This window comes from Bacillus capparidis, from assembly GCF_017832095.1.
In the GTDB taxonomy this organism is placed as follows: Bacteria; Bacillota; Bacilli; order Bacillales; family Bacillaceae; genus Bacillus; species Bacillus gobiensis.
On record NZ_JAFDST010000001.1, the window covers coordinates 1,270,561 to 1,294,939 of the forward strand.

Consider the following 24,379-nt stretch of genomic DNA (forward strand, 5'->3'; position numbering starts at 1 on the left):
AGTACTCACCTCCTTAAGCAGTTGTTTTCCGTAACTTTTTGTTGCTATCGATTTCAAAAAAAATAGTCCAATGAACTCCAAGTACAGGTGCAAATTTTTTTGCAAGAGCAACAGATGGTTGTCTTTCAGTTTTTTCGATCATGCCGTAATATTGTCTTGTAATACCAGTTCCAGATTTATCAACTACATCCTGCTGTGAAAAATGAAGCTTTTTTCGCGAATTCTTCAAAAGTTCACTCAACTCATTTTCTGTCATGATGTCACCTCCTGATATCATTAAGGGAACTTTTTGTTGCCTTTGCAATTTTAATTATACGCAATTTTTAGTTACTGTCAACCGTTGTTTGCAACTTTTTATTGCGGGTCTTTTATGTAAACATTTTGTTGCGTATAATAGTAATTGGAAGGTGATTGATATGCCCGATAAAAAGCTTGGGGATAGGCTGAAAGAGCTAAGAATCGAAGCAAAGAAGACACAAGAATATATGGCTAAGTTTCTTGGATTGACAAGGCAAGGATATGCAAAGTATGAAAAAAATGAATCAGAGCCAGATTTAGAATCCCTTGAAAAATTAAGTGATTTCTTTGATGTTTCAATTGATTATTTAGTTCGTGGAGAAAGCTATCGCCAAACAGCTGAAAGAATTGTTGACGATCCTGAGGTTCGAGTTGCAGCAAGCGACGGAGAATTTACTAAGGAAGAGAAAATCAAGATGTTAGAATGGTTGCTCGAAGCCGAGAGAGGTAGAAAACCCGGCGATCAACAACCCAACAAACGAAACAAATAATGACATAAAGCCATTTTTAGTGTTTTTCTCAAAACAAAAGAACTGCTCGATATTGGTAATATTACTAATGAAGAGTTTTATACCAAGAAACAAATTCTTGGCTTATAAAAAGTTCTTTTTTTTAGCCATATAATAGGTCTTTTTGCATAGGTGATAATCACCAGTCCCGAATGGGGTTCCAAGCCCTTCCAACCTATCAGTCTAAGATAGACCGCGATAAAGGTAATTAAGTATGTGAATGATAAATTTTTAAAAGAGATAGCCCTATTACGGGCTTTTCTTTCCAGCTTAAAAAGAACGTACGTTCTCTTCTAATTAATCAATAAATTTATTTGGATTAGTTTGAATCTGATTACCGCTAATTCTGTAGTATAAGTTTTATCTTAGGGGGTTTTACGAGTGAAGCACTATACTTACAGTCATTTGGAAGATTGGATAGCAAATTTTTATAAGAAACTTAATATTTGCTTTCCAGAAGATTTGGATTTTGAAAACATCGCAAGAAAACTTGGAATCTGGATTCATTACAAGGATGTAAAAAGCCAGTTTATCGAAATAAATGGATTGTATAGTATTATCCTAGATAGCCGATTGCCAACAGCTCAGCAACGTATAGATTTTAGCCATGAAGTGTGCCACATTTTTAGACATGAAGGCGATCAATCTGAAATGCATGAAGAATGGATAAAATACCAAGAAAAACAAGCGCGTTATTTTGCATTTCATTTTTGCATCCCCACATTCATGCTTAAAGGGTTGGATTTACCTAAAAATCAACTTCATGCATCGCAACAGGTAGCTGACACGTTTGAAACAACTTGCACTTTTGCAAAAAAACGTTTGGGTATGTATTACAACAAGCTTTATTTTTATAATATTAGTACTGTACCATAACCAATACGCGCCCCCCTATAGTAATAAAACTTGAGATATTAATGCATCTTCGCGCCTTGAAAAAAACGAAAAAAGACGTCTCCCTGCATGATCCGATCGGCCAAGATAAAGAGGGGAATGAAATTTCCCTCATCGATGTCCTTAAATCAGAAAGCGAAGATGTGATCGATACGATTCAACTCAATATGGAGCTTGAGAAAGTCAAAAAATATATCGACATTTTGGATACCCGCGAAAAAGAAGTCATCGTCGGTCGTTTCGGACTTGATTTAAGGAAAGAAAAAACGCAGCGCGAAATCGCAAAGGAGCTGGGGATTTCGCGAAGCTACGTCTCCCGGATTGAAAAGCGGGCTCTGATGAAGATGTTTCATGAGTTTTATCGAGCGGAGAAAGAAAAGCGGAAAAAGGCTAAGGGGAAATGATTGTAAGGAGGCCGAAGCAAGAGCGCCTCTTGGGTTTGTCAAATAAAAATCCAATAAAGTACCCTATAACTGAATAACAGTATCTCTATTTGCAAAATCACCACAACCTCATAAAGAAGGCAGCCAATGAGGCTGCCTAATATCAAAAGATGGTTTGAATTTTTAAAAAGAAGGGGCTTACCCGTCAGTCAAATGACATTTGGGTCTGCCCCTATAAATTAATAATGAGATCTCATTTCGTTTGTGATGTATTACTTGTTCTGAATTTGTTTCATCCGGCAGAAAATTCAAAATAAAATATAGCCAGATTATGAAAAGTCTCCTTAAAGATTTATAAAACTTCAATAGCTTTAGATAGATGAAATGCAGACTATTAAATCTTTCTGCTTTAGCAAATGAATGGAGGAAAGAAGGGAGTTTAAGGCCAAGAATGATTACTTAAAGGGCGTTGCTGTACTTTTTATATACATAAGGGGAAGTCATTATGGAAAGTAGTGCACCATAGTTAAGGTTGAAAGTTACTTCGTCTCCTACTGCTAAGTTGCTTTTTTTGGCATCGAGCACGGTGTGATCGCTGCTTGAACCAAGAATTTCAATATCCAACGTTGGTATTAGTCCTGCTACCAGTACGTCTTGATTCCCCACTCCAAGAATAGCTCTACTTATTTGTCCACGATCTTGAAATTGCGGAAAGACTCCAAAAGCATTCTGACCTATTTCTCCGTAAGGTATAGATGGTTTTGTTTTCGATTCAATAACTTCTGTAACGAGAGTAAACGCATCAGTATATAATTCTGGAATTGCCATTCGGTTTAAGGTTTCACGTCCCAAATAAATAGATTCTCCCAACCGTAAGTTGTTAACTTTACCAACACTATCAGCTGTCATAAACCAATTATAATTGGCCGAGTTTCCACCTGATACATATGAAAGAGGAAGCAGAAATTTCGTTTCAACTGCGTTGGCCAGTATAGATAAATCATTCATTTTTTGTTCGTTTGGTTTGACTCCTCCAAAACAAGCAAAGTTTACACCTATCCCTACAATTTTAATCCCTTGGAGTTTCAAGACCTCTTGAATAAAAGTCTCAAGATTTACGGGCATTATCCCTTCTCTTAAATCTCCCATTTCAATCATTAGAATAATCTTCTGCACAGTGTTATATGCCAAAGCGGATTCGGATAATTTTTTAATAACGGAAAGTTCGGTATTAATGCTAATATCTGCATTTTTAATAACCGAATCAATTTCACTTAAAGCAGGTGATCTTAATAAAACAAAGTTTGCCTTAATTCCTGCATCACGCATTTTTTGGAGATTTACCAATTTCGAATCTGCGAGCATGTGAATACCTTGGTCCAATAATATCTTTGCTATTTCTGGAGCTCCGCAAACCGTTTTTGTAACCCCCATTATCCCGATATTTTTAGAGCCATATATTTCGACTAGCTTCGCTGCATTATGTGCAATTTTTGCAAGGTTGATTTCGACACGTGGTGTAAAAGGTATGGTCAATTAAATAATACGTTTTTCTGTTTACTTTTTAAGTTTGGGTAAGCATCAAAGATACATGCAATCAGTTTGTTGCACCCAAATTTGAGAACATCCGTCGTTGGAAGTTTAAGATCATCTTCATATTCCGATATTATTATACCCAGCTCTTCATCAGACATGTTTTCATGGTTGATGGTCACAGCGATCACTTTTGACTTTGAAAAGTTTTCAATGAGGTCAATCTCACTTTTTATCGTTGGCATTTTCATATAGCTGAAATCACCTAAATGTTCTCGTTTGGGCGCATGTTGAATGATGACTGCCCCAGGTCTTGAGCCTCTTAAAATCCCACACGAACTTATATATGCAGGATGGCTTAACGCCCCTTGGCCTTCAACGATGATAATATCGGGATTATCATTTTCATAAGCTTTCATGATCTGGTTTTCAATTTCACCTGTCATAAACTGAGAAGGAATAGCATCAATCGCAACACCGTATTTTGCGCCTTGTATTAAACCTGTTTGACCAGTTGCAATAAAAGCGACATTTAAGCCCTTTTCAAGTAAGGCATCTTCGAGAAGAACCGACGTTGTTCGCTTGCCTATTGCGCTATCCGTGCCAAGTATCGCTACGATGGGTGTATTAATGTTTAAAATCCGCCCTGAAAAAAGATGCATGTCCTTTTTTTGCGCAGGCTTTCTTACGTCATGGATTGTGATATCAAACTGTTTAGAATGATTGATAAATTCTTCATCATCCGTAAAAAATTCATGAAGAGGGTTAACGATATTCATTCCATGTTCCATTGCTTTAAAAAGGATATTTCTCTCATCCTTTTTCAAAAATGCCTCAGAAGGAGCTATTCCGTAAATGAATTGATCAGGAACACTCTGTAAATTTTTAAGAGCATGATTAAGGTTCTTGAATATAGTAATTCCATTTTTCTCTCCTAAAAGGTATTCACCGGCGTCCATACCAACCTTTGTACTATCAATAACTCCGACAATCTCATATTTCCTTGAGCTTCTAGTCAGTCCATTAGCTGTCTTTCCATCCATTGTACCAAATTTATTTTCACAATATACTATTGCTGTTTCTTTCATAAGGCTTTTCCTCCCCAAATCTATTTTTACTTCCGTCTTTACGCGTAAAAGAGATTTTACATTTTTGGTTAAGGAAAAAACACCTGTCCCATATAGAAAAGAAGCCTATAAGTTAGAAAATGTAATTTTTTTCAGAATATACAATATTCTACGCATGGTACAAGTATAGCATAGTTAAAAAATAAAGGTTTATATTGTTTTATTCCAAAGACTTGTGATAAAAATCAAGGATTACATCAAAAGGCAGGTTTGCATCAGCTTTTTATTAAGGATATAGGTACGAATGGTGGAGTAACTTCCTTTTATTCAGAACCGCAGACATTAGTGTAACTTTATCTTGCGTCATACCAAAAACTTATGACAAAATCATATTGAAAACCTAATGATTACAGAAGAATAGAAAAGATTTCAAAAGACAAATAACAAACACCTTTCATTGGTAGGAGGTGTTTTAGATTTGACCATGAATTCTTCTTCAACCTTTCTCGCCCGTTCACGTACAATCCTTCACAATCTCATCTATATTTTAAAATAAATACCCAGTTTTCTTTAAAGGTGTTGTTCAACAATCTGGTCTTAAAACAGAAATAAGCGCTGACCCTTGTTACAGGAAAGCGCCCTATTGTTGAATAAAAAAGAAAACTCTTTTCACATCCATTATATTGATAAATTACAGTATAGATTTCTTCTTTTATTAAACAATAATTGTAAATAATATATTTCTTTTCTATAACAATTTACTAAAGTAAACAATAAATGTATTATTAACTTGTTCAATTAAAAGTTGAGGTACAATTAGATAGAAAACATAAAAGATGAGTAGGTGACTTAATTTGATTGAGGTAAAAGCCTCTACACTAAGTAATGGAGAATTTAATAGAGGGGTATTCGCTACATGCGATATAGAAAAAGGGGAACTTATACATGAAGCACCTGTCATTCCTTATCCTAACGACCAGCATAAATACATTGAACAAACAATACTCACTGATTACGTTTTTGAGTATGGAATAAACCACACTGCAGTCGTTCTTGGTTATGGAATGCTGTTTAACCATTCATATGAACCCAATGCAACTTATGATATTAATTTTACAAATCACACGTTTGTATACTATGCTTTTACAGATATAAAAGCAGGAGAAGAAATTCTAATAAACTATAATGGCGATGTTGATGACAATGACCCACTTTGGTTTAATAAGGTTTAAAATAAAAAAATAATCAAGCGCATCCTCTCTTAAAGAAAGCGCCCAATCGTAATATAAGGTTAGCCAGTTTTATTAATGTACAAATCAGATAAATTACCAATTAATGGTTTATAATAAAGCTTGTACAAGATTTTTAGATAAAGACTTTTATAAAGCATTGTTGTTAATTTCTTTATTGTCATAATTGATCATGTGTTGCTTTAGAATAATGTTTGATCAATTTGATACTAATAACCTTGATAAACGAACAAAAAGAAAGAGCGTGTTTTGAAAAAAAATTGATCAAAACACGCTCTTTCTTTTATTTAGGCTAAACAACATATCGCATGCCTCAGAACCCTTTTTATAAAAATCACAATATACGTAATGGTTTCCCTTTTGATATGAAAAATATCATATAGAAATAAAGGGTTCTTATAGAGTTTTGATGAAATTTGTTATTTTTGACTTAAAAAAAGGAAAGTAATATTTATAGAAAATTTTTAAGGATAAAAATGAATGTAGAAATAGAATGACTATCAATGATAAGAAAAGAGGGAACTTATATATGCTAACAAATGATTTAGATTTCCGATTAGAACCACGTTTAAAAGAACTGTATGAACAACATAAAATAAGAGCGCAAAAGATAGACTGGGGTTATCATGAGTTTTTACCTTGGGATAAGGGAATGGACTTTAAAAGAGTTCCTTGGGACGAAAGTCAAGTTACTCTTCCTTCTGGTGTAATTACAGCCATTGAAACAGCTTTATTAACAGAAGTGAATTTGCCATGGTTTACAACTTATTTATCTGCGACTTTTAAAGGGTCCCTTTCTGTTATTACAGACTTTATTCATACTTGGACTTCAGAAGAGGATCAACATTCGAATTTATTGGAGACATATTTACTACTCACTCGGAGTGTGAATCCTAAACGATTACATGAATTAAGAAAGTCAGTCGTTGAGGGTGGATTTGAGCCTGATTTTCATACGCCAATCGAAGCGATGACATATACGACGCTACAAGAACTTGCAACGATGGTGTTTTACAATAATGTAGCCAAGGTTTCAAGTGAGCATGATCCAGATCTTGCTACATTATTACGCCGTCTTGCCAAAGATGAGACTCTTCATTATGCATTTTACCGGGATGTCATTCGAATACATTTGGAATTGGAACCTAATTATTGCTATCATATTGCCAATGTGATTATGAATTTTAAAATGCCAGGTGCTGTTATGCCTGATTTTGAAAATCGAATGGCTGTGATTGCAAAAGAAGCTAACTATGGGCCACTGCAATATTTTGATCAAGTACTTGATGTAGTAGTTGATTATTGGGGGTTAAAAAACTTAAGACCAATTGCACCTCTAGCTGAAAAAGCAAGAATTGAGATTTTGGAGTACCACGCAAGGTTGAAAAAAATACGGGATCGATTTGGTCGTTTTCAAGGAAAAACTGATCTATGTTAATTAGCCGAGGTTTCAGGATATACACGGAACAATTGACCTTCCCTTTTATTGGGAATCCGACACGTTCCCTATTCTTTTGATATTGTTTTTGCTTGATCTGATTTTCAAAGAAAAAGTTATTGACACCAAAGATAAACGCATGATAATATTAAATATTTGATAAAAAAACACATATGTGGTAACCTTAAAAAGGATCATATATGGAGGTGGATTATGTTTCAAATTGGCGATAACATTGTTTATCCAATGCACGGAGTAGGTATAATTGAAGCCATAGAAGAAAAAGAATTCTCAGGGGAAAAACAACAGTATTATGTCATAAAAATGTCAATCAGTAATATGCAAGTTATGATTCCAACGCGTAAAATATTGAGTTCAAGTATACGACCAGTTACTGATATACTTGCATTAAAACACATCATACACATTTTTCAGCATGGAGAATCAGATAGATTTCTACCGTGGAAACAAAGGTATAAAGTAAACACGGACAAAATAAAAACGGGTGAACTACAGGAAGGTGCTGAAGTTGTACGTGATTTAATGCGCATGAAGAAAGAAAAAGCACTTAATGCAAGCGAAAAAAAAATGTTGGATAATGCATATGAATTTTTGATTAGTGAACTGGAAGTAATTAAAGGAATTACTGAAAAACAAATAAAAAGTTTCTGTTAAGGTTAATTATAGATAATGTATTCATCCCAACAAATATTCTGAATTTTTCGGTAATATTATGATTAAAAGTAAATCATTTCAAAACATTCAACTTCTTCAACTTACTTTTAGAACATTACCTCTTTTGTTATTTCTACAATCTAATCCATTTTTATTATTTAAACTTCTTCTACGAACATTTGAAGTTTTATCAAAAAACTCGATAAAATAATCACTTGATATTTGTAATACCGATTCACACTGGCACGGACAAGGAGCCGTAAGGATGGAAGAGAGGTAGGGCTTTCATTGTTTTAGGTATATCTAAGTGATTATTTCTAGAAGAAAAAAACAATCAATCTCACCTCTATCTTTAAGAATTTCTTACATCCACTGTGACAGTGAATAGCACGCGAGTTGGCAACATCTAAATATATGGTCAACGATAAAAAATGACGGAATTTCTAGAACTAGAAACCATTTATCCATTTTAAAAGTCCCTCCAAACGGAAGGGCTTTTTTGATTACTCTTTTGTAATATACGAAGAAATGCCTTACTTTTTAAGTTCCTTGGTTAGTTTTTCTGCATTTTCTTTATCTTTAAATGCACCCGTTTGAACCTTATACAATTCCTCTTTATTATCGTCTTTCTTTGGTGGTCTTAACTCATGAACAGACTTGCCAGTGGTTGCTTTTACAATCGCATTAGCAATATCGTTCATTTTTGTATTTAGGATTTTCATATCGTTTTGCTATCAATAAAACATACCTCGATCAAAATGGCAGGAGCTGATGTATGGCAAATGTAAAATGTCGACTTTAGGAAAGCGTATAAGAGCGCTTAGAAATGATAAAAAATAACTCAAAAAGAGTTAGGTAAAATTTTAAAAGCTTCGGAAAGCACTATAGGCATGTACGAAAGAGATAAAAGAAAACCAGACTATGATACATTATTGAAAATCGCGGATTTCTTCGAGGTATCAACTGATTACCTTATAAGAGGCGAAAGTTATCGTCAAACTGCAGAAAGAATAGTCGACAATCCTGAAGTAAAAGTGGCAGCAAGCGATGGAGAATTTACTAAGGAAGAGAAAATCAAGATGCTAGAATGGTTGCTCGAAGCTGAAAGAGGACGTAAGCCTGGGGATGAACAGAAAAAGAAATAATGCAAAAATCCCTGGGCTTCAGTTCACCCAGCATATAGATGATACATAACTAAGTGAATTTTTTTATTTAAAAAATAGGGTTTTTGACCCAGATATATTAACCTACACATTTGAAAATTATGGGTGTTCAACTCCATTTATTTATAGCAAGCTCCCATCCAGCGTATCACTCTAAATGGATCTTGATAAAGATAATTATGCTTGTGAACGATAAACTGATTTAAAAAAGAGCCCGAATTAGGGCTTTTCAATTTATTTGCAATCTCTTAGAATAATACTTACGAATACTTTTTTGTTAGCCCCATCACTCTAATGTGGTAGGGCTGTTCTCTTTAATCAAACATCTGATTCAAGCGCTTATTCCCTTTTTCAGCACCGGTCACTATCTCATCAATCAATTCTTTTACAGTTGGAATATCGTTGATCAGGCCGATGACTTGTCCTGCCCATCCGAATCCTTCTTTTTCGTTTCCTTCGTAAATGTAGCTGCAATTAGCTTTTCCGCTGATTACCTCTCTTAAATCTTCGTAGGTTTCACCGGCTTTTTCCCGGGCAATTATTTGCTCAGTGTAATCTGACCTCAGAACGCGACCCGGTGATCGCAAGCTCTTTTTGATGATTACAGTATCCGTTTCATTAGCTTCAATAATCGCGTTTTTGTACACATCCCCAGCATGAACGCATTCTTTCGTGGCGATAAAGCGGGTTCCCATTTCGATTCCTTCTGCTCCGAGTGAAAGTGCTGCTAAGAATCCTCTTGCATCTCCAATTCCTCCGCTTGCCAGCACAGGGATGGATACTGACTCAACGACTCGCGGTATGAGAACCATTGTTCCAACTTCATCCAATCCTAAATGGCCGCCTCCTTCATTCCCTACAGCCATTACGGCATCTGCGCCAAGTTTTTCAGCTTTTTGCGCTTGTCTAGTGTTTGCAACCAAAACGAGTGTACGGATGTTTTCATCTTTCAGCCGTTCAAAAATCGGTGTCGGGTTTGCCCCGGTGATCTAGATAACAGGTACCTTCTCTTCAATGGCAACCTCGAGAAGGTCGGCGTAAGATTCCTCATACTGTCTGCCAATGGCGAAGTTGACACCAAACGGTTTATTGGTCAATGTTCGTATTTTTCTTATTTCATTTCGAAGCTTTTCCGGGTCTTTTAGAGACATCGCTGTAATTTGTCCGAGCCCTCCAGCATTAGAAACCGCAGCTGCAAGGTCGGCATAGGCTAAATAAGCGAGACCTCCTTGTACGATCGGATATTGAATTCCCAATATTTTCGTCACTCGTGTTTTCAATTGCTGACACTCCCTTAATTATTTGCTAAAAAATAATCTACACCTGTTCAAAAGGTAAGCTCACACTAACCTTGATTAATCAAATCTTCATAAAAAAACAATTATATCTACTAATCTCTTGAATCTGTGGTGGATATTTTATCTCTTATAGACCGCCAAATATGTATGATAGTGCATTTGATTTTATAAGTATAAACTCTATGAGTAATACCGAAGTAATGACTCGCAACCATTGTTTCTTATTCATTTTTAAAACTAGAAATAATATGATTACTGCCAAGATATCAAACCCAAGAGTGATTACAAACATATAAAAAAACGGATAGCCCTCTGAAACTAACAAACTAATAGGCAGTGCGGCACATAACGCTGCAATCCATCCGTTTCCTCTGCTAAACCATACGATATAGGCTCCTATTGGCGATGCTAACGCAATTAGACCCCAACGGATAAAGTAATAGGTTGGGAAAAAACCAAATAACCACATTGAAAAAATATAATATATCAACAGCATTCCGACAAAGAATACAAAAACTTTTAACGCTCCAATTCTCGGATTCCTGCTCCATACAGCAATAATTGTAGCCAACAGAATCCATATACCTAATCTGGTGGTTATATCACTGATAACACACCATACATTTCCAATTATCCCGTTTGACGGAATCGTATCGCTATATTTGGCTTTAAAGCCAAGAAGCATGCCTAAAGCAAATAATGACAGCAATTGTAAAGTCTTTTACTGTATTGTTGCTGAAGCCAATTGCTCTCCCCTTATTTTGTTCAAAGTTTCTTTTTTAAACAAATACAAAGACCTCCTCGTCCACGATTACACAATATTCACCAAAGCAAATGAAAGGTGTATGTGTAGTTATTGTTATTAATACTATGATAAATACAAATCTTCTTTATGATTGCAAAATGAATTATTCTAAATATAACAAAGATTCAAAAGGAGGAGAATAAATGGAAAACGTAAAAGTACTAAATAATGATGTAGTTATCCCTTCAACAGGAATCGGTTTATGGCAGGTCAGGAACAAAGATCAAGTAGAAACGACTCTCTCTCACGCTTATGAGACAGGTTACAGGTTAATCGATACCGCAGCAGCATACGGGAATGAAAAGGAAGTCGGGAAAACAATTAAGAATCTCGTCCTGCCGAGAGAAGAACTATTTATAACTACTAAACTATGGAATTCAGATCAAGGATATCAATCTACATTGCAGGCGTTTAAGAAAAGCATGAAGCTCCTTCAGCTTGATTATTTGGATCTATACTTAATTCATTGGGCTGTTCAAGATAAATTTTTAGATAGCTGGAGAGCGATGGAGAAATTATATGAAGAAGGATATATCAGAGCCATCGGTGTATGTAATTTCCAAATCAGCCATTTGGATCAACTGATTTCCAATTGTAATGTGCTGCCTGTGATCAACCAAATTGAATATCATCCTTATTTAGTCCAAAATAATTTACACGATTATTGTCTAAACAAAAACATACAAGTAGAAGCATGGAGTCCATTAGGGCAAGGCAGTCTTGTACACGATCGTTCTCTTTTGGCTATAGCTGAAAAATACAATAAATCAGTTGCACAAGTTATCCTTAAGTGGCATATGCACAAAGGAATCATTCCTATACCTAAATCTTCAAACCCTAAAAGAATCAAGGAAAATTTTAATATTTTTGACTTCTCACTTAATAATGAAGATATTGTTTCAATTAACAAATTAAACGAAAATCGCCGGTTTGGACCGCATCCTGATCACTTTCATTTAGTATTTGGATAAGTGGAGAATGATTTCATTCGCATTATTAAGCATTTTATCATTCATTTTTGAAACACCGCTGGATTGAACAAATAAATCTAAAATAGCTAAAAATGAAAAAGCTGCCTGTCTCACAGGCAGCTCCCACTTATCATGATGGGCTGAGATTTTGATAAATGATATCTGTGTTGAAAAGTTCATAGATATAGAACCAGCATGAATTGTTTTTCACGATCTTGTATTTTTTCAAAGGAGATCTCTTGCCGATCGTAAATCCAAATGATTTGATTTGTTGCGGACTAATCCATCCGCTAAACAAAATGTCTCTTCGATACTCTGTACTTTTAATTAACTTTCCAATAGGTACTTCACCATTATTTAAGTCAATCGATAAACCGTTTGAGAAAAGAGACAAATCATAATATACGATGTTTTCAGAGATCATCTCATTACCGATCATTAAACTGGTTCTTCTTTTGATAAACGGTCCATTACCGGTAAATGCTATTTTCACCTCTGGAGGCAATTGTTCTTCCGGAACGACCGTATGGCTGATTAATTGCAGCTCCAGTTCAGATTGAGTCATGCTTTCCAACGCTAATGTTGTCGAACCGTCAATTTTTAAAAGCACATTTAAAAGAGGTTCAAGCAGAACGCTTTGTTCTTTTTGTGTCGTGCTCATGCCGTGCCCTCCTTTATGATGTTACAGCGGCAACGCTTGCTGTTTCATTTTTCAGGATTTGCGCAAGATATTTTTTATAGGTTCCATTAGGCATGGCGGAAATATTTTTCGTTAACGTATCTATTGAGATATAACCCATTTTATACGCAATTTCCTCCAAGCAGGCAATTTTGTTTCCTTGTCTTTTTTCCAACGTTCCGACAAAATTGCTTGCATCTAACAAGCTATCGGGCGTTCCTGTATCAAGCCAGGCACTTCCGCGGCCAAATAACTTTACCTTCAGCTGACCTCTTTGCAAATAATACAAGTTGACATCGGTGATTTCCAGCTCGCCTCTAGCGGAAGGAGTCAGTCCTTTGGCAATGTCAACGATTTTATTGTCATAAAAATACACACCAGGGATGGCATAATTAGATTTAGGGACTTGAGGTTTTTCTTCGATATCAATTACATTGCCTGCCTGATCAAAGCTTACGACTCCATATCGCTCAGGGTCATTCACTTGATAGCCGAACACGATGCCCCCCTCTTCTAATTCTGTGCAATCCTTCAACAATTTAGAGAAACCGTCCCCGTAAAAAATATTGTCGCCTAATGTAAGGCATACAGAATCTCTGTTAATAAAGTCTTCAGCAAGAGTGAAGGCTTGAGCAATTCCCTCTGGTTTTTCTTGTTCGATATAAGTGATTGAAAGTCCCAGATGTTCACCGCTTCCGAGCAATTGTTTATAGGACGGTAAATCTTTTGGTGATGATATTAAAGCGATCTCCCGAATGCCAGCCAGCATTAACGTAGATAACGGATAAAAAATCATTGGCTTGTCATAAATGCTCATTAAATGTTTATTCGTCACTCTTGTTAGAGGGTAAAGACGGGTGCCATTCCCTCCTGCTAATAAAATTCCTTTCATCGATTGCCCACCTCTCTATTAGAATAATTAAGCTTGATCCAGCCTTGATAATCGCCAGAGCTGACTTTTTCTATCCAATCTTGATGGTCCAAATACCATTTAACGGTTTTCTTCATTCCGGATTCAATCGTTTCTTCCGGAGACCAGCCTAATGTATTTTTGATTTTGCTTGCATCAATCGCATATCTGAAATCATGTCCAGGCCTGTCTTTCACATAAGTTATTTGTTCTAAATATCTTGATGAGTCAACCCCTGTGAATGCTGAAAGATTATCGGCAATCACACGGACGACTTCAAGATTCGTCAATTCGTTGTTGCCACCAACATTATAAGTTTCTCCGACCTCACTATTGTGAATGATGTGCCATATCGCTTGACAATGATCCTCCACGTACAGCCAATCTCTAATATTTTGCCCGTTTCCATATATAGGTATAGGTTTTCCGTTTAGAAAATTGGAAAGTGTCATCGGAATGAGCTTCTCAGGAAATTGATAGGGACCATAATTGTTTGAGCAATTTGAAATTGTCACCGGCAAATCATACGTATGAAAATAAGCACGCACTAAGTGATCACTGCTTGCTTTTGAAGCAGAGTAAGGACTGTTGGGATGATAAGGAGTTGTTTCAGTAAAATACCCTGATTCTTTCAAACTCCCATATACTTCATCCGTGCTTACATGATGAAAAAGGCAGTGTTCTTTATCTTTCCAAAAATTCCTTGCCAGCTCCAGCAAATTGAATGTGCCAAGAATATTTGTCTTCATAAAATGAAGAGGGCTTAGAATGCTTCTGTCAACGTGGCTTTCAGCTGCAAAATGAATGATGACATCAGGGTTCCATTCACTGAATACTTGTTTCAAGCCATTATAATCTTGAATATCGACATTTCTAAAATGATAATTTTCGTGGCTTTCTATGTTTTCAACATTGAGTAAATTCCCGGAATAGCCAAGATTATCTATATTTATAAAGATGTCATCTTTTTGCTTGGGGACAATATAATTTAAAAAATTTGCTCCGATAAAGCCCGCCCCGCCAGTTACTAAATAAATCACTATAATTCCTCCTTTTGGAATTCGTATGTGCAGTTTGATTTATTACGTAATGATCGCAACCCAATAAGGATTTAGATTTCTTTCAAGCATATAAGAGGCTTGCAAACAGATAAATCCTTCATCTGTCGTATCAGACGGTGCGTTAATCGCTCTTGAAAATCCGCCGTCTTTAGACTGGTGCTGACTGAGCCAGGTTTTACATTCTTCCAATTTCTTTGGCAATTCTCCCAATAGGTAAAGGGCGGCTATCGCGTGATAGCTTCCAACAAAACTTTCGACCGATCCCGGCTTGTACATAAATCCTCCAGTATCTGTCTGACAGCTTTGCAGCCATTGGATGGTCTTGTTTAATTCAGCTGGTTGATGTTCTAAAACCAGGATGGTGTCGACTGCACGAAAAACTGAAAAGGTATCTGAAGGTGCATTCGGCCTTACACCATAACCTCCGTCATCGTTTTGGCAGGAAGCACAAAAAACTAAACATTCCGCTTCATCTAATGGCTTCGTTCCTAGTGCGTGTAAAGCTAATACCGCTAAATTTGTATGCCACACGTCACTTGGATAACCTTTCGAATTTCCAAATCCACCATCAGAATTTTGGCAATTTTGAATAAATTGTATGCATTTTTCTTTATTCGGTACACTTGATCCTAAGATGAAAGCAGTCAAGACGACACAATAAGTGGTGAACACCTCACTCAAATGGCCCGCTTGCTCTGCAAAGCCCCCATCTTGATTTTGGCAATCAAACATTCCTTTCAGAATCGATTCTCTGTCTTGTTCTGTGATCTCTTCACCCATTACTGTAAGATCTGAAACAACATGCAAGGCTGAAAAGTTTTGTGGAGAAGTATCAGAACGAAAGCCCAAAGGTGACCGGTAAGGCGTGAGTCCGAATCCTGAACCTGATCTTGTCTTACTCAGCCAAGATAAATATAGAGCTTTATCAATTTGCAAATTCATTTCTTTTCCATATGAAACCTTTGTTAAATCAAAATCCAATTGCTTTACATCAAGAGGTGATTTTTTCTTATACTCTGTTGTGGTGTTGCGTCCTGGGACGATAGATTGACTCAGACTGTAACAAAGCAAGGTGAGAGCTTGGGTTTTCGTGTGCTTTTCGTGGAGCGGAAGGTAACCCGTATTGCCAGCGTAGAACGCCCCGGCTGTATGATGCGGTACCATAAAATGACGAATGAGAGGGACTGTCGGGTCTACTGGTGTAGAAAACCAATTGCCCTGACCGATGAATACGCCGCCGGACTCATCAATAAACCGGCTGACTTCCGAAGCCAACTCCTGAGTCAGCATCTGAAAAGATTCATTAGGATATAACTGATGCAATTGATCGGCGCATAATAGTAACAACGTCTGATCCATAGTTAATTTCACTGGAAACGGAGATTCTTCATTTCCGTAATACGATTGAAGCGGGTCGACCTTCACTTTTCCTGATACATCGCTTTTATTCCAATACCCGCCCAAAAACGGATGCTTAAAACGGTCAGTGATATACATAAAATACTGCTTCGCTTTTTCAAATAACTCTTCATTTTCTAATAAACGCCCAGCTTTGATGAATGCTAATGCCGCAGCTGCATGGGAAAATGCTTTTTTGCCCTTGTTTTTCATCGGTGTTTGATCAATTAGCAAATTTTCGTACAATCCTCCGAAATCTTGATCTTCAAAGTATGCCAAGTTTTTCACAAAGATGTTCAAAAGATTTTTATACTCTTGATCTTCTGTGATCTGAAAGGCCTTTTCTGCAGCGAACATCCCGTAAATAAAACTTAAAACCGATTTGTCATAACTAATAGGTTCATTTAATTGCTCATTCAAAATCGAAGGCGCGTTCTTAGATAGAACTTTTTCATTGATAAGCTGAAAGAGCGATAGGCCTTTTTGGATCAGCATTTCATCCTCTACATATTCACCTAATCTCAACAAACCATAGGATGCCAACAGTTGAATATGCGTGTGCCTAACTCTTCCTACACTATGCACAATACCAAATCTATCAATCATTTCATGAAAAGACCCCGTCGAATCATCATAAAACTTATTTAAAATGCTCACCATCTCTTGCAATGAATCTTTTTCTGCTCCTGCTTCGGCAAGCGCAATGAGAGCAAAGATTTGATCTTCCAAACGCTTATCATCACAGACAATATTATCTTCGCCTTCGATTGCTGTATAGAACCCGTTCCATTGTTTGTCATACAGACGCTTGATTAAGAATTCTTTTATTGGATCTGCTGTCAGTACTGTCGACATGTTTCACACCTCAATTTAAAATTTTTTGGTTTTCTTGAAGAGCAACACTTAATATATAGTCAGAAGCTTTTGAAGCTCCATTTGAATCTTCATATACATTTTTATAAATCGATGTGACCAGATCTTTATTGTTTATCGTACTATCAACTTTTTCAACCAATGAATCGAGGTCAAATCCGTAATGTGTTTGATAGCCCAGTTTGTCGAGGCGAAGATAAGCTTCTGCTTCATGGTATTCTTTGAATGATGCTAAGCAGAAAATTGCCGGTATCCCCATAGCTGAGATTTCAGTAACAGTGATCCATCCAGGATGAGAAAGTAAAACATTGCTCTTTTTCAGGAGTGGAATCCAGTTACTTATATAAGGCAAGGATAAAATACCTTCAGGAACCACTAAATTTTCTCTGGCCAACAATACCATTTGAGCTTGCGGATAATCTTTTTTAATTTTCTGAAACATATCAATGTATAAATCTAGTAATTTTTTCTTGTTTTCTTTGAACATTGTAGTACCACTTACAGTAGCAGTGATTAACGGGAATGCTTCCTCGTTTATGCCTAAAGATGAGAGAAATGATGGATCTTCTTTTTGTTCGATCGATCTGATCATAGGACCGACAAAATGGGCTTTACCCTCATCAAAAAATGTCTTGATTAATGAATTACGATCCATTTCTTCTACATATGGTTTATCAGTAAGTATAAGCTCAGTGTTATTTCCTAACCATTTAAACAACTCGTTCATTGACGTTCTGGCGGAATCGAGCTCAGCCTCATTTAAACGGAAGCCGCCTTTTTTTAATAATTCATTAGAAACATCAACCAACGTAAAATTAAATCTTTCAGTGACAAAAACATGTTTAATGTTAAGCATACAAGCAGCAATGCTGGCATTAATATTGTAATCGCTAACGACTACATCAGGTTTGTTCTCAGAAAATAAGGACATGTATTTCAAAATGACAGACCCGTTAAAAAAGGTATCTGAAAAATATTGATTAATCATTGTTTGCCACGTAAGCTCTTCTTCCAGATGCGATTTTTTCGAATAATTTACGACTCTTTCAGGATTAAAATTGATCACTTGTGCTCCGATGTTCTCAATTAATGGCGTAAACGTGTCTTGAAGAGAGCTAAGCACGATTGTTACATCTGCGTCTTTATTCTCTGTCAGCTTACAGGCTATCGAATACATCCTCATATTGTGGCCGGTTCCTGTAGGATTCGGAACCATAAAAATTTTAGTCATATCCTCTCTCCTTTCAAACACTTTTATTGATTAAGCTGTTTGCTTTTATGCGCGTTCCGCTTTTGATTGACACCCCGCCAAAAATAATAGCCTGGTCTTCAATTACGACATTGTCTCCGATTAAAACCGGTTTTGTCACCATTGGCAGAGACAGTTTCTTGTAATCATGGGAGGTCGAAAGAATATGGACTCCCTTACCAATTACAGTATTGTCACCTATAGTAACCCTTCCTCCACCTTCAATGATTGAATCGTCACCGACAACTGCCTGGTTGCCGATTGTGATCCCTCCATCTGTAATCAAGGTACCAGAGGCGCTGTAGATGCGTTTTCCGATCATGATTACATTTTCACCGATTATTTGTGTTCCTTTTACATTCAGATCTGCATCTATAAATTGATTACGTCCGTCTTTAAGTTGACTATCGCCATATTGCTTATTTTTTAATAGTTTTTGCTGACTCGTTAAAAAAGATCTAAATTCAGGCGCCCCGTCTTTCTCAACTTTTCTTTCCTTTAAGAACCGAGCCGGATTACCGACAACTATACTGTATGGCGGTACATCTTCATATACAGCACTGCCCGCACCCACAATAGCTCCCTCTCCAATTGTAATGCCTCCATCAATATAAACGCCTGCTCCAATCCACGCATACTTCTCAATTGTGGTCTGCCTATGTCCATTTCCAACACTTACTTTAGAAGCAATTTGTACGGCTTGACCGACTTTTGCATTTTCAAAGGAGCACCGAAATCCGATAAAAACATCTTTTCCAATCGTTGTGTTGATTAAGGTTGTTTCACGCCTGATCCACGAATAGTGGTCAACAGTAGAACTAAACAACTTTACTCCAGGTTCAATAAGGGGATAAGCTTCATTAGCAATAAAATCATTCATTCGATTTAACTCGCTTTCATATACGTCCAGTATTTGCTTCACCTCCTTTAACTTGAGAATACCATTTAATAGAATTCCCAACTTCTAATAAACATTAAGATTCAGCATTAATTTTTTTATAGATTGCTTTCTTGAAGCACATGTTTTTCTTTGCTTTTTAATAGATATCCCTTTCCTCTTTCGTTAATTAAAATTTTGGGCTGGCACGGATTTTCCTCAATTTTTTCTCTGATTTTTTTGATGTATACGTATAATACCGCTGGACCCGTAGTATCAAGGTAGTCGATTAATTCATCAGATGTTAGGGGTTTTTTTGATGTCACTAAGCAATAAAGAAGTTTAAATTCGATGGTGGAGAGAGAAATTCTATCGTTGCCGTTCTGAATACAATGGTTCGCTATGTCGAATATCAAGCCTTGTCTAAGGATAAACGCCGTTTGATGTTCTACCGTTATCTCGTCTTTGAGTTGGCCGACTCCATTTTTCAAGGCGTTTACTGTATCGGAGATATTTTGCTGCTTAGTAGAATCAATCAGCATGACAGGACAGCTCGTGATTTTCAGTATATTGTGTATCGAATTAGAATCTTGATGGGCAGAAGGAAAATCAAATATTAATAGTCGGGGAGAAATTTTGTTAATCAAGGGAAGATCGTGTGTATTAAATATTTTAAATTTAAACGCAGACAATGAGATTTCGAGAATCCATACTAAATATTCATTTTCTGTAATAACAATCGCTTCATACATTTCCTTATTCCTCCAATTTCATCATTACTTCTTATGATAAACAAATCCTCAATCATTCTCTTAGATTGATTTTTTGTGTTATTAATAGATTTTCATTTGAACATGCTCTTGTCCCTTTAACCTCTCTTTTTCAAGCAATTAAATGGGATCAGGGCCATAAAGCACTACAAAGCGATAATAATGAAGTAAGATAAGAAAATAGTTTTGGTCTAACGATTGACAATATGGAATCCAGACTGTGGTTCAGTAATCTTCATTCTAAGGCTGCTTGTTCTGCACATTCGCTTGTGAAGGCGCCGCAAAAGGAATACTGAGCAACTTAGCCTTTGTTCACTCATCTTATTTTAGGTAAACCCACTCTAGCTCTTGGGCAATAGATCCCCCACCCAGGATCCCTGCGGCAGGGGACTTACTTCCCAAATAAGATTTATTAAAAAAATAAAATTTGATATAAATAGGCATATTGTCCCAATCTATTTACGATTGATTGAAGCTGTATATTCCCGCAAAGAAAGCGTGCCATTAAATGGCACGCTTTAATGTACAGATAGTAGCTGATTGAGTTTAGAAATCGTATTCTCTTTTTCCAAAGGTCTGTAAATGGTCAGTTTTAAATCGGGAGAATCGTATATTTGGAGCGTTGCATGCTCCATAAACATAGTACCGACAACCGGGTGATGTATTTCTTTTTCACCGATAGGGGTACCTAATATTTCATGATGATTCCACCATTGGCGAAACTCGGCACTTTTTTCTGTCAATTCATCGATCAGTTCTTTGATCCACTCTTCTCCGATGAATCGGGTTGCTGTTGATCGAAATTGAGCAAGCAGTTTTTTTGCGTGGCCTTCCCAATCTGCAAGAAGGTTTTGATATTCCTCAGAACAAAAACAGCGCCAAATCGCGTTCTTTTCCTTCTTATTCATGCGTTTAAAATCTCCGAAAACCACACATGCAGCTTCATTCCAAGAAATAATATCCCATTTCTCATCCGTCACGTAAACAGGACAATCTTTTAAATGATGGATAAAGTTTTGCACGACTGGGTGTAAGGTTTGTTTTGAGCTATTATGATCATCCAGAGGAATATGCTGCCCTGCTAAAAGAAAAACATGCCTCTTTTCCTCATAGTTCAATCTGAGCACTCGTGATATGCTTTCCAAAACCTGTGTCGATACCTGAATATCTCTTCCTTGTTCCAGCCATGTATACCAGGTTAGCCCGATTCCAGAAAGCTGAGCCATTTCTTCTCTTCTGAGACCCTTTGTTTTTCTTCTCGTGCCTAACGGTAACCCATATTCTTGAGGAGATAATTTAGACCTTCTTAATTTCAAGAAGTCACCGAGTTCTTTTCTTTTTTCTTTTTTTCCATCCAATACAATCACTCCTCCTAATTGATGAGAATAATTAATATAATGAATTTCCTTATATTATTCTACATGAAAAAGGAGCAGAATGAATTTGATTATGACATTTTTTCACAATACAGAAAAAGATTATGTTTAACTTGGCGACGGAACAGTAATGTTCAACAAGTCAGCGATCGTTTCCCCTAATACTCTTCTTTCTATATCTTTGCTGGGTGCGTATCTTTTTACAGCTTCAATAGCGAGATACGGGTCCCCGTAAGGGTAATCAGAGCTGAACATCGTTCTGTCTGGTACTTCCTTCATCGCCAATGACAAAGCAAACGTCGTATAAAAAGCAGAAATGTCCAGGTACCCGTTTGGTATGTCTTTAACCATCTGGATCGTTTCCAGCCAATTTAACCCACCAAGATGACCAAAAACGACCGGAACCTTTGAAAACTGTTTCGTTAATTCGACGAGTTCCTTAATATCGTTAATGCTAAGCGGAGAAAATGTATGAATCCAAATCGGAAGGCCATTTAACTCATTTGCCGATTCGAAAACTGGCTGCAGCAGTTTAATTGAATTGGGGCCAAGCGTAAACTCACCCAAACCTTTGAGATTATTCTTTACAATTTTCGACTCGATCCATTCACCAGTATCTTGCGCCGACATGCCGACAGGAACCGGGCCAAAGCCAATAAAACGTTCAGGGAACCGATTAACTGTATCCACCAATTCTTGTAATGACCGTTCTCTTGCTTCTTTTCCGTTGATCTGATTATTTAATATTTTCTGCAGCATTCCCATTTCTTCAATGAACTCATCGTAAGACTCGCTTTTTTCAGGATGAATAAGTGTAGAAAAAAGAATCGTCATGTCAACATTTGCGTCTTTCATTATTTCAATGTGTTTGTTATTTGGAATGATTACGTGTGAATGGCTGTCGATTATCATAATTTACCTCCGCTTTTGTTAAATTTTATTTTACTGCCTGTTTTTCATTTCTTTCCGCAAACACTTCTGAGGCAACTGTTAAAATTGTATTTAAGCCGTTAGGAAATCCTGAGTAAATAATCATCTGCATCATGACTTCGATGATTTCTTCTTGTGTCCATCCTACATTTAATGCTCCGTTAATATAAAATTTTAACTGTTCTGTATTTCCAAGCGCTGTTAATCCTGCTACTGTAGCTAACAGCCTGGATTTCAAATCAAGGCCTGGTCTTGAAAAAATCTGGCCGTAATTAAACTCCACTGCCAATGTTCCTAGATCAGGAGCAACCGATTCTTTGAAGCTGTTTACAATTGCTTCATAATTATCCTTATCAATTTGCTCTAACACTTCTAACCCTTTTTTATAATTTTCACTAGTTTGCATGATTCATCAATCTCCCTTTTTATGATTTTGCATTCATTTCTTGCGCTGGGCTCATAGAGGTAATCAGTGAGGTGAAGGCTATGCCAATCATGATAATACCGAGTACACAAACGCCAATCCAATGAAAGTTGGTCCAAGCTAATACTCCTAAATACGAGCCTAACGCTCCGCCCAAGAAAGTCGAAACCATATAGATCCCGTTGAGCCGGCTGCGCATTTCAGCTGATAACTGAAAGATGATTGCCTGGCATGCCACCTGATTGGCTTGTGTTCCCATCGTAACCAATAAGGCGCCTATAATGATTGCAATTAAAAACGATTGACCTGCCAAGAACAGAACAAAAGCAAGTAATGAAAGTGACATGCAAAGCGTATTAGCAAAACTAGCCCCTTTGCTGTCGATAATACGTCCTATGATAGGTGTGGCAAACGCTCCCCCGATTCCGACAAGTCCAATCATGCCGGCTACTTGGCTTCCATAAGAATAAGGAGGATCGCTTAACAAAAATACCAAAGTCGTCCAAAATAAACTGAAGGCACCAAACATTAATCCTTGGCTCAAACAAGCTTTTCTTAATACTTTTTCTTGTAAAAACAGGGGTCCCAGAGAAGAAAGAAGCTTTCCATAGTTAACAGTGTTCGCGCCCTTGCTTTTGGGAAGATAAAAACGGATTAATACCATGATAATGATGGTGGCAGCACACGTTATCCAGTACATCGTTCTCCAGCCATACTGTGTATCTACTATTCCGCTTATTAACCTTGCTCCCAATATTCCGCACACCAATCCGATTGCAACATTCCCTAGCACCTTCCCTCTTTCTTTTTCGCTAGAAAGCCCCGCTGCAAAAGGAACGATAATCTGAGGAATAATGGTGAAGAAGCCCAATAATAAATTTGCAATCACCAGCCATGGAAAATTCACAGCAAGTGCTGCAGCGGCTGAGCATAAACATACTAAGAGCAGCAAATTCAGAATTAAACGACGTCTCTCAAAAATGTCGCCAAGAGGAACTAGCATTAAATTCCCTGCTGCATACCCTACTTGAGCTAATGTAGCAATAATACCTGCCTGTGCAGCTGTAACATGAAAAGTATTTCCCATGCTTACCAGCAGCGTTTGATTCAAATAGACATTGGCTACAGTAAACCCGCAGGTGACTGCCATAAGAAAGACCAATCCTCTTGAAATGCCAGATGACTTTGCTCCATTGACGTTATCCATATTGTCACCCCCTTACGCTATCTGAATCATAATCCATGCCGAATACAGAGTAATAGGAGTGTATTTATCCCAGTATTATTAATACCATTATTGAGAGTAATTATATAAAAAAACTTAAAATTTGTAGGAAAAAACAACCAAAATTAGATGTTTTTCTGAACGATTGATTTTGTGGATTGAATTACATTATTTTCAAATATGCTTAAGTGATGAAAGACCTTGTTGTTTTAATAATGACAGCGGATAACTTTTTTGTGGATGGAAAAATAAAATCATTATACTCCTCAAATTTATTTAGCAGATGGCCACTTAAAATAATTGGTAAATAATTACACTCGGGAT

The 24,379-nt window shown here is 36.8% G+C and carries 23 protein-coding genes and 2 pseudogenes; 8 read left to right on the plus strand and 17 right to left on the minus strand.

The annotated features are described in order from the left end of the window. Window positions 1–13: 13 nt before the first annotated feature. Window positions 14–256 (minus strand): helix-turn-helix transcriptional regulator, encoded by a 243-nt coding sequence (locus tag JOC74_RS06540; RefSeq protein ID WP_211086093.1) that lies wholly within the window; start codon window positions 254–256, stop codon window positions 14–16. Between the two features lie 160 nt (window positions 257–416). Here JOC74_RS06540 and JOC74_RS06545 point away from each other — a divergent pair, with 160 nt between their 5' ends. The 3 genes and pseudogenes from JOC74_RS06545 to JOC74_RS06555 form a co-directional block, all read left to right on the plus strand. Further along, a complete protein-coding gene (locus JOC74_RS06545) occupies window positions 417–788 on the plus strand; it encodes a helix-turn-helix domain-containing protein (RefSeq protein WP_053603523.1) in 372 nt (123 codons plus the stop codon). Between the two features lie 399 nt (window positions 789–1,187). Beyond that, window positions 1,188–1,682, plus strand: a complete 495-nt coding sequence (locus JOC74_RS06550; RefSeq protein ID WP_053603524.1) for an ImmA/IrrE family metallo-endopeptidase — start codon at window positions 1,188–1,190, stop codon at window positions 1,680–1,682. A 23-nt stretch (window positions 1,683–1,705) separates the two neighbouring features. Beyond that, window positions 1,706–2,104: pseudogene (locus JOC74_RS06555) on the plus strand (sigma-70 family RNA polymerase sigma factor); the annotation flags it as partial. Window positions 2,105–2,542: 438 nt separating this feature from the next. Here the strand turns inward: JOC74_RS06555 and JOC74_RS06560 are convergent. Together JOC74_RS06560 and JOC74_RS06565 are read right to left on the minus strand one after the other, a co-directional pair. After that, on the minus strand, window positions 2,543–3,619 hold the full coding sequence (locus JOC74_RS06560; protein ID WP_082363905.1) for an alanine/ornithine racemase family PLP-dependent enzyme: 1,077 nt from the start codon (window positions 3,617–3,619) through the stop codon (window positions 2,543–2,545). After that, window positions 3,616–4,704: an N-acetyltransferase DgcN family protein gene (locus JOC74_RS06565; protein ID WP_053603525.1), complete on the minus strand. Its 1,089-nt coding sequence runs from the start codon at window positions 4,702–4,704 to the stop codon at window positions 3,616–3,618. Before JOC74_RS06565 ends, JOC74_RS06560 begins: the two co-directional genes overlap by 4 nt. 833 nt (window positions 4,705–5,537) lie before the next feature. Here JOC74_RS06565 and JOC74_RS06570 point away from each other — a divergent pair. The 3 genes from JOC74_RS06570 to JOC74_RS06580 all read left to right on the plus strand — a co-directional run bounded on the left by JOC74_RS06570 (window position 5,538) and on the right by JOC74_RS06580 (window position 8,046). After that, complete coding sequence (locus JOC74_RS06570; RefSeq protein ID WP_053603526.1) at window positions 5,538–5,915, plus strand: SET domain-containing protein; 378 nt, start codon at window positions 5,538–5,540, stop codon at window positions 5,913–5,915. Between the two features lie 547 nt (window positions 5,916–6,462). Further along, window positions 6,463–7,371, plus strand: coding sequence for an acyl-ACP desaturase (locus tag JOC74_RS06575; RefSeq protein ID WP_053603527.1), 909 nt, complete (start codon window positions 6,463–6,465; stop codon window positions 7,369–7,371). A gap of 213 nt (window positions 7,372–7,584) precedes the next feature. Further along, window positions 7,585–8,046, plus strand: a complete 462-nt coding sequence (locus JOC74_RS06580; protein ID WP_053603528.1) for a CarD family transcriptional regulator — start codon at window positions 7,585–7,587, stop codon at window positions 8,044–8,046. Between the two features lie 533 nt (window positions 8,047–8,579). Here the strand turns inward: JOC74_RS06580 and JOC74_RS06585 are convergent. Continuing rightward, window positions 8,580–8,768, minus strand: a complete 189-nt coding sequence (locus tag JOC74_RS06585) for an SPOR domain-containing protein (RefSeq protein ID WP_053603529.1) — start codon at window positions 8,766–8,768, stop codon at window positions 8,580–8,582. A gap of 168 nt (window positions 8,769–8,936) precedes the next feature. Here JOC74_RS06585 and JOC74_RS06590 point away from each other — a divergent pair, with 168 nt between their 5' ends. Then, the gene (locus tag JOC74_RS06590) at window positions 8,937–9,191 is read left to right on the plus strand and encodes a helix-turn-helix domain-containing protein (protein ID WP_053603530.1); all 255 of its coding nucleotides are present in this window, start codon (window positions 8,937–8,939) and stop codon (window positions 9,189–9,191) included. Window positions 9,192–9,523: 332 nt separating this feature from the next. Here JOC74_RS06590 and JOC74_RS06595 read toward each other — a convergent pair. After that, a pseudogene (locus JOC74_RS06595) lies at window positions 9,524–10,489 on the minus strand (NAD(P)H-dependent flavin oxidoreductase). A 145-nt stretch (window positions 10,490–10,634) separates the two neighbouring features. Next, window positions 10,635–11,216 (minus strand): DUF6518 family protein, encoded by a 582-nt coding sequence (locus tag JOC74_RS06600; RefSeq protein WP_053603531.1) that lies wholly within the window; start codon window positions 11,214–11,216, stop codon window positions 10,635–10,637. Window positions 11,217–11,455: 239 nt separating this feature from the next. On the opposite strand from JOC74_RS06600, the gene JOC74_RS06605 reads away from it, so the two are divergent. After that, window positions 11,456–12,283, plus strand: coding sequence for an aldo/keto reductase (locus tag JOC74_RS06605; RefSeq protein WP_053603532.1), 828 nt, complete (start codon window positions 11,456–11,458; stop codon window positions 12,281–12,283). A gap of 130 nt (window positions 12,284–12,413) precedes the next feature. Here the strand turns inward: JOC74_RS06605 and JOC74_RS06610 are convergent, their stop codons facing one another. The 11 genes from JOC74_RS06610 to JOC74_RS06660 all read right to left on the minus strand — a co-directional run bounded on the left by JOC74_RS06610 (window position 12,414) and on the right by JOC74_RS06660 (window position 24,037). Continuing rightward, the gene (locus JOC74_RS06610; protein WP_053603533.1) at window positions 12,414–12,944 is read right to left on the minus strand and encodes a chorismate pyruvate-lyase family protein; all 531 of its coding nucleotides are present in this window, start codon (window positions 12,942–12,944) and stop codon (window positions 12,414–12,416) included. 13 nt (window positions 12,945–12,957) lie between these two features. After that, window positions 12,958–13,854, minus strand: coding sequence for a glucose-1-phosphate thymidylyltransferase RfbA (rfbA, locus tag JOC74_RS06615; RefSeq protein ID WP_053603534.1), 897 nt, complete (start codon window positions 13,852–13,854; stop codon window positions 12,958–12,960). Beyond that, window positions 13,851–14,912: a dTDP-glucose 4,6-dehydratase gene (rfbB, locus tag JOC74_RS06620; protein WP_053603535.1), complete on the minus strand. Its 1,062-nt coding sequence runs from the start codon at window positions 14,910–14,912 to the stop codon at window positions 13,851–13,853. The genes rfbA and rfbB overlap by 4 nt, the downstream gene beginning before the upstream one ends. 42 nt (window positions 14,913–14,954) lie before the next feature. Further along, window positions 14,955–17,186 carry a prenyltransferase/squalene oxidase repeat-containing protein gene (locus tag JOC74_RS06625; RefSeq protein WP_053603536.1) on the minus strand — a complete coding sequence of 744 codons (2,232 nt, stop codon included), beginning with the start codon at window positions 17,184–17,186 and terminating at the stop codon, window positions 14,955–14,957. Between the two features lie 10 nt (window positions 17,187–17,196). Beyond that, window positions 17,197–18,435, minus strand: a complete 1,239-nt coding sequence (locus JOC74_RS06630; protein WP_053603537.1) for a glycosyltransferase — start codon at window positions 18,433–18,435, stop codon at window positions 17,197–17,199. Window positions 18,436–18,448: 13 nt separating this feature from the next. Continuing rightward, a complete protein-coding gene (locus tag JOC74_RS23875; protein ID WP_053603538.1) occupies window positions 18,449–19,333 on the minus strand; it encodes an acyltransferase in 885 nt (294 codons plus the stop codon). A 116-nt stretch (window positions 19,334–19,449) separates the two neighbouring features. Further along, window positions 19,450–20,082 carry a winged helix-turn-helix domain-containing protein gene (locus tag JOC74_RS06640; RefSeq protein WP_053603539.1) on the minus strand — a complete coding sequence of 211 codons (633 nt, stop codon included), beginning with the start codon at window positions 20,080–20,082 and terminating at the stop codon, window positions 19,450–19,452. Window positions 20,083–20,618: 536 nt separating this feature from the next. Next, on the minus strand, window positions 20,619–21,458 hold the full coding sequence (locus tag JOC74_RS06645) for a helix-turn-helix transcriptional regulator (protein WP_053603540.1): 840 nt from the start codon (window positions 21,456–21,458) through the stop codon (window positions 20,619–20,621). 126 nt (window positions 21,459–21,584) lie between these two features. Further along, window positions 21,585–22,388: an amidohydrolase family protein gene (locus JOC74_RS06650; RefSeq protein WP_053603541.1), complete on the minus strand. Its 804-nt coding sequence runs from the start codon at window positions 22,386–22,388 to the stop codon at window positions 21,585–21,587. A 25-nt stretch (window positions 22,389–22,413) separates the two neighbouring features. Further along, entirely contained in the window at window positions 22,414–22,812 is a 399-nt protein-coding gene (locus JOC74_RS06655) for a carboxymuconolactone decarboxylase family protein (RefSeq protein ID WP_053603542.1), read from the minus strand. Window positions 22,813–22,831: 19 nt separating this feature from the next. Beyond that, entirely contained in the window at window positions 22,832–24,037 is a 1,206-nt protein-coding gene (locus tag JOC74_RS06660; RefSeq protein ID WP_211086094.1) for an MFS transporter, read from the minus strand. Between the last annotated feature and the right edge of the window lie 342 nt (window positions 24,038–24,379).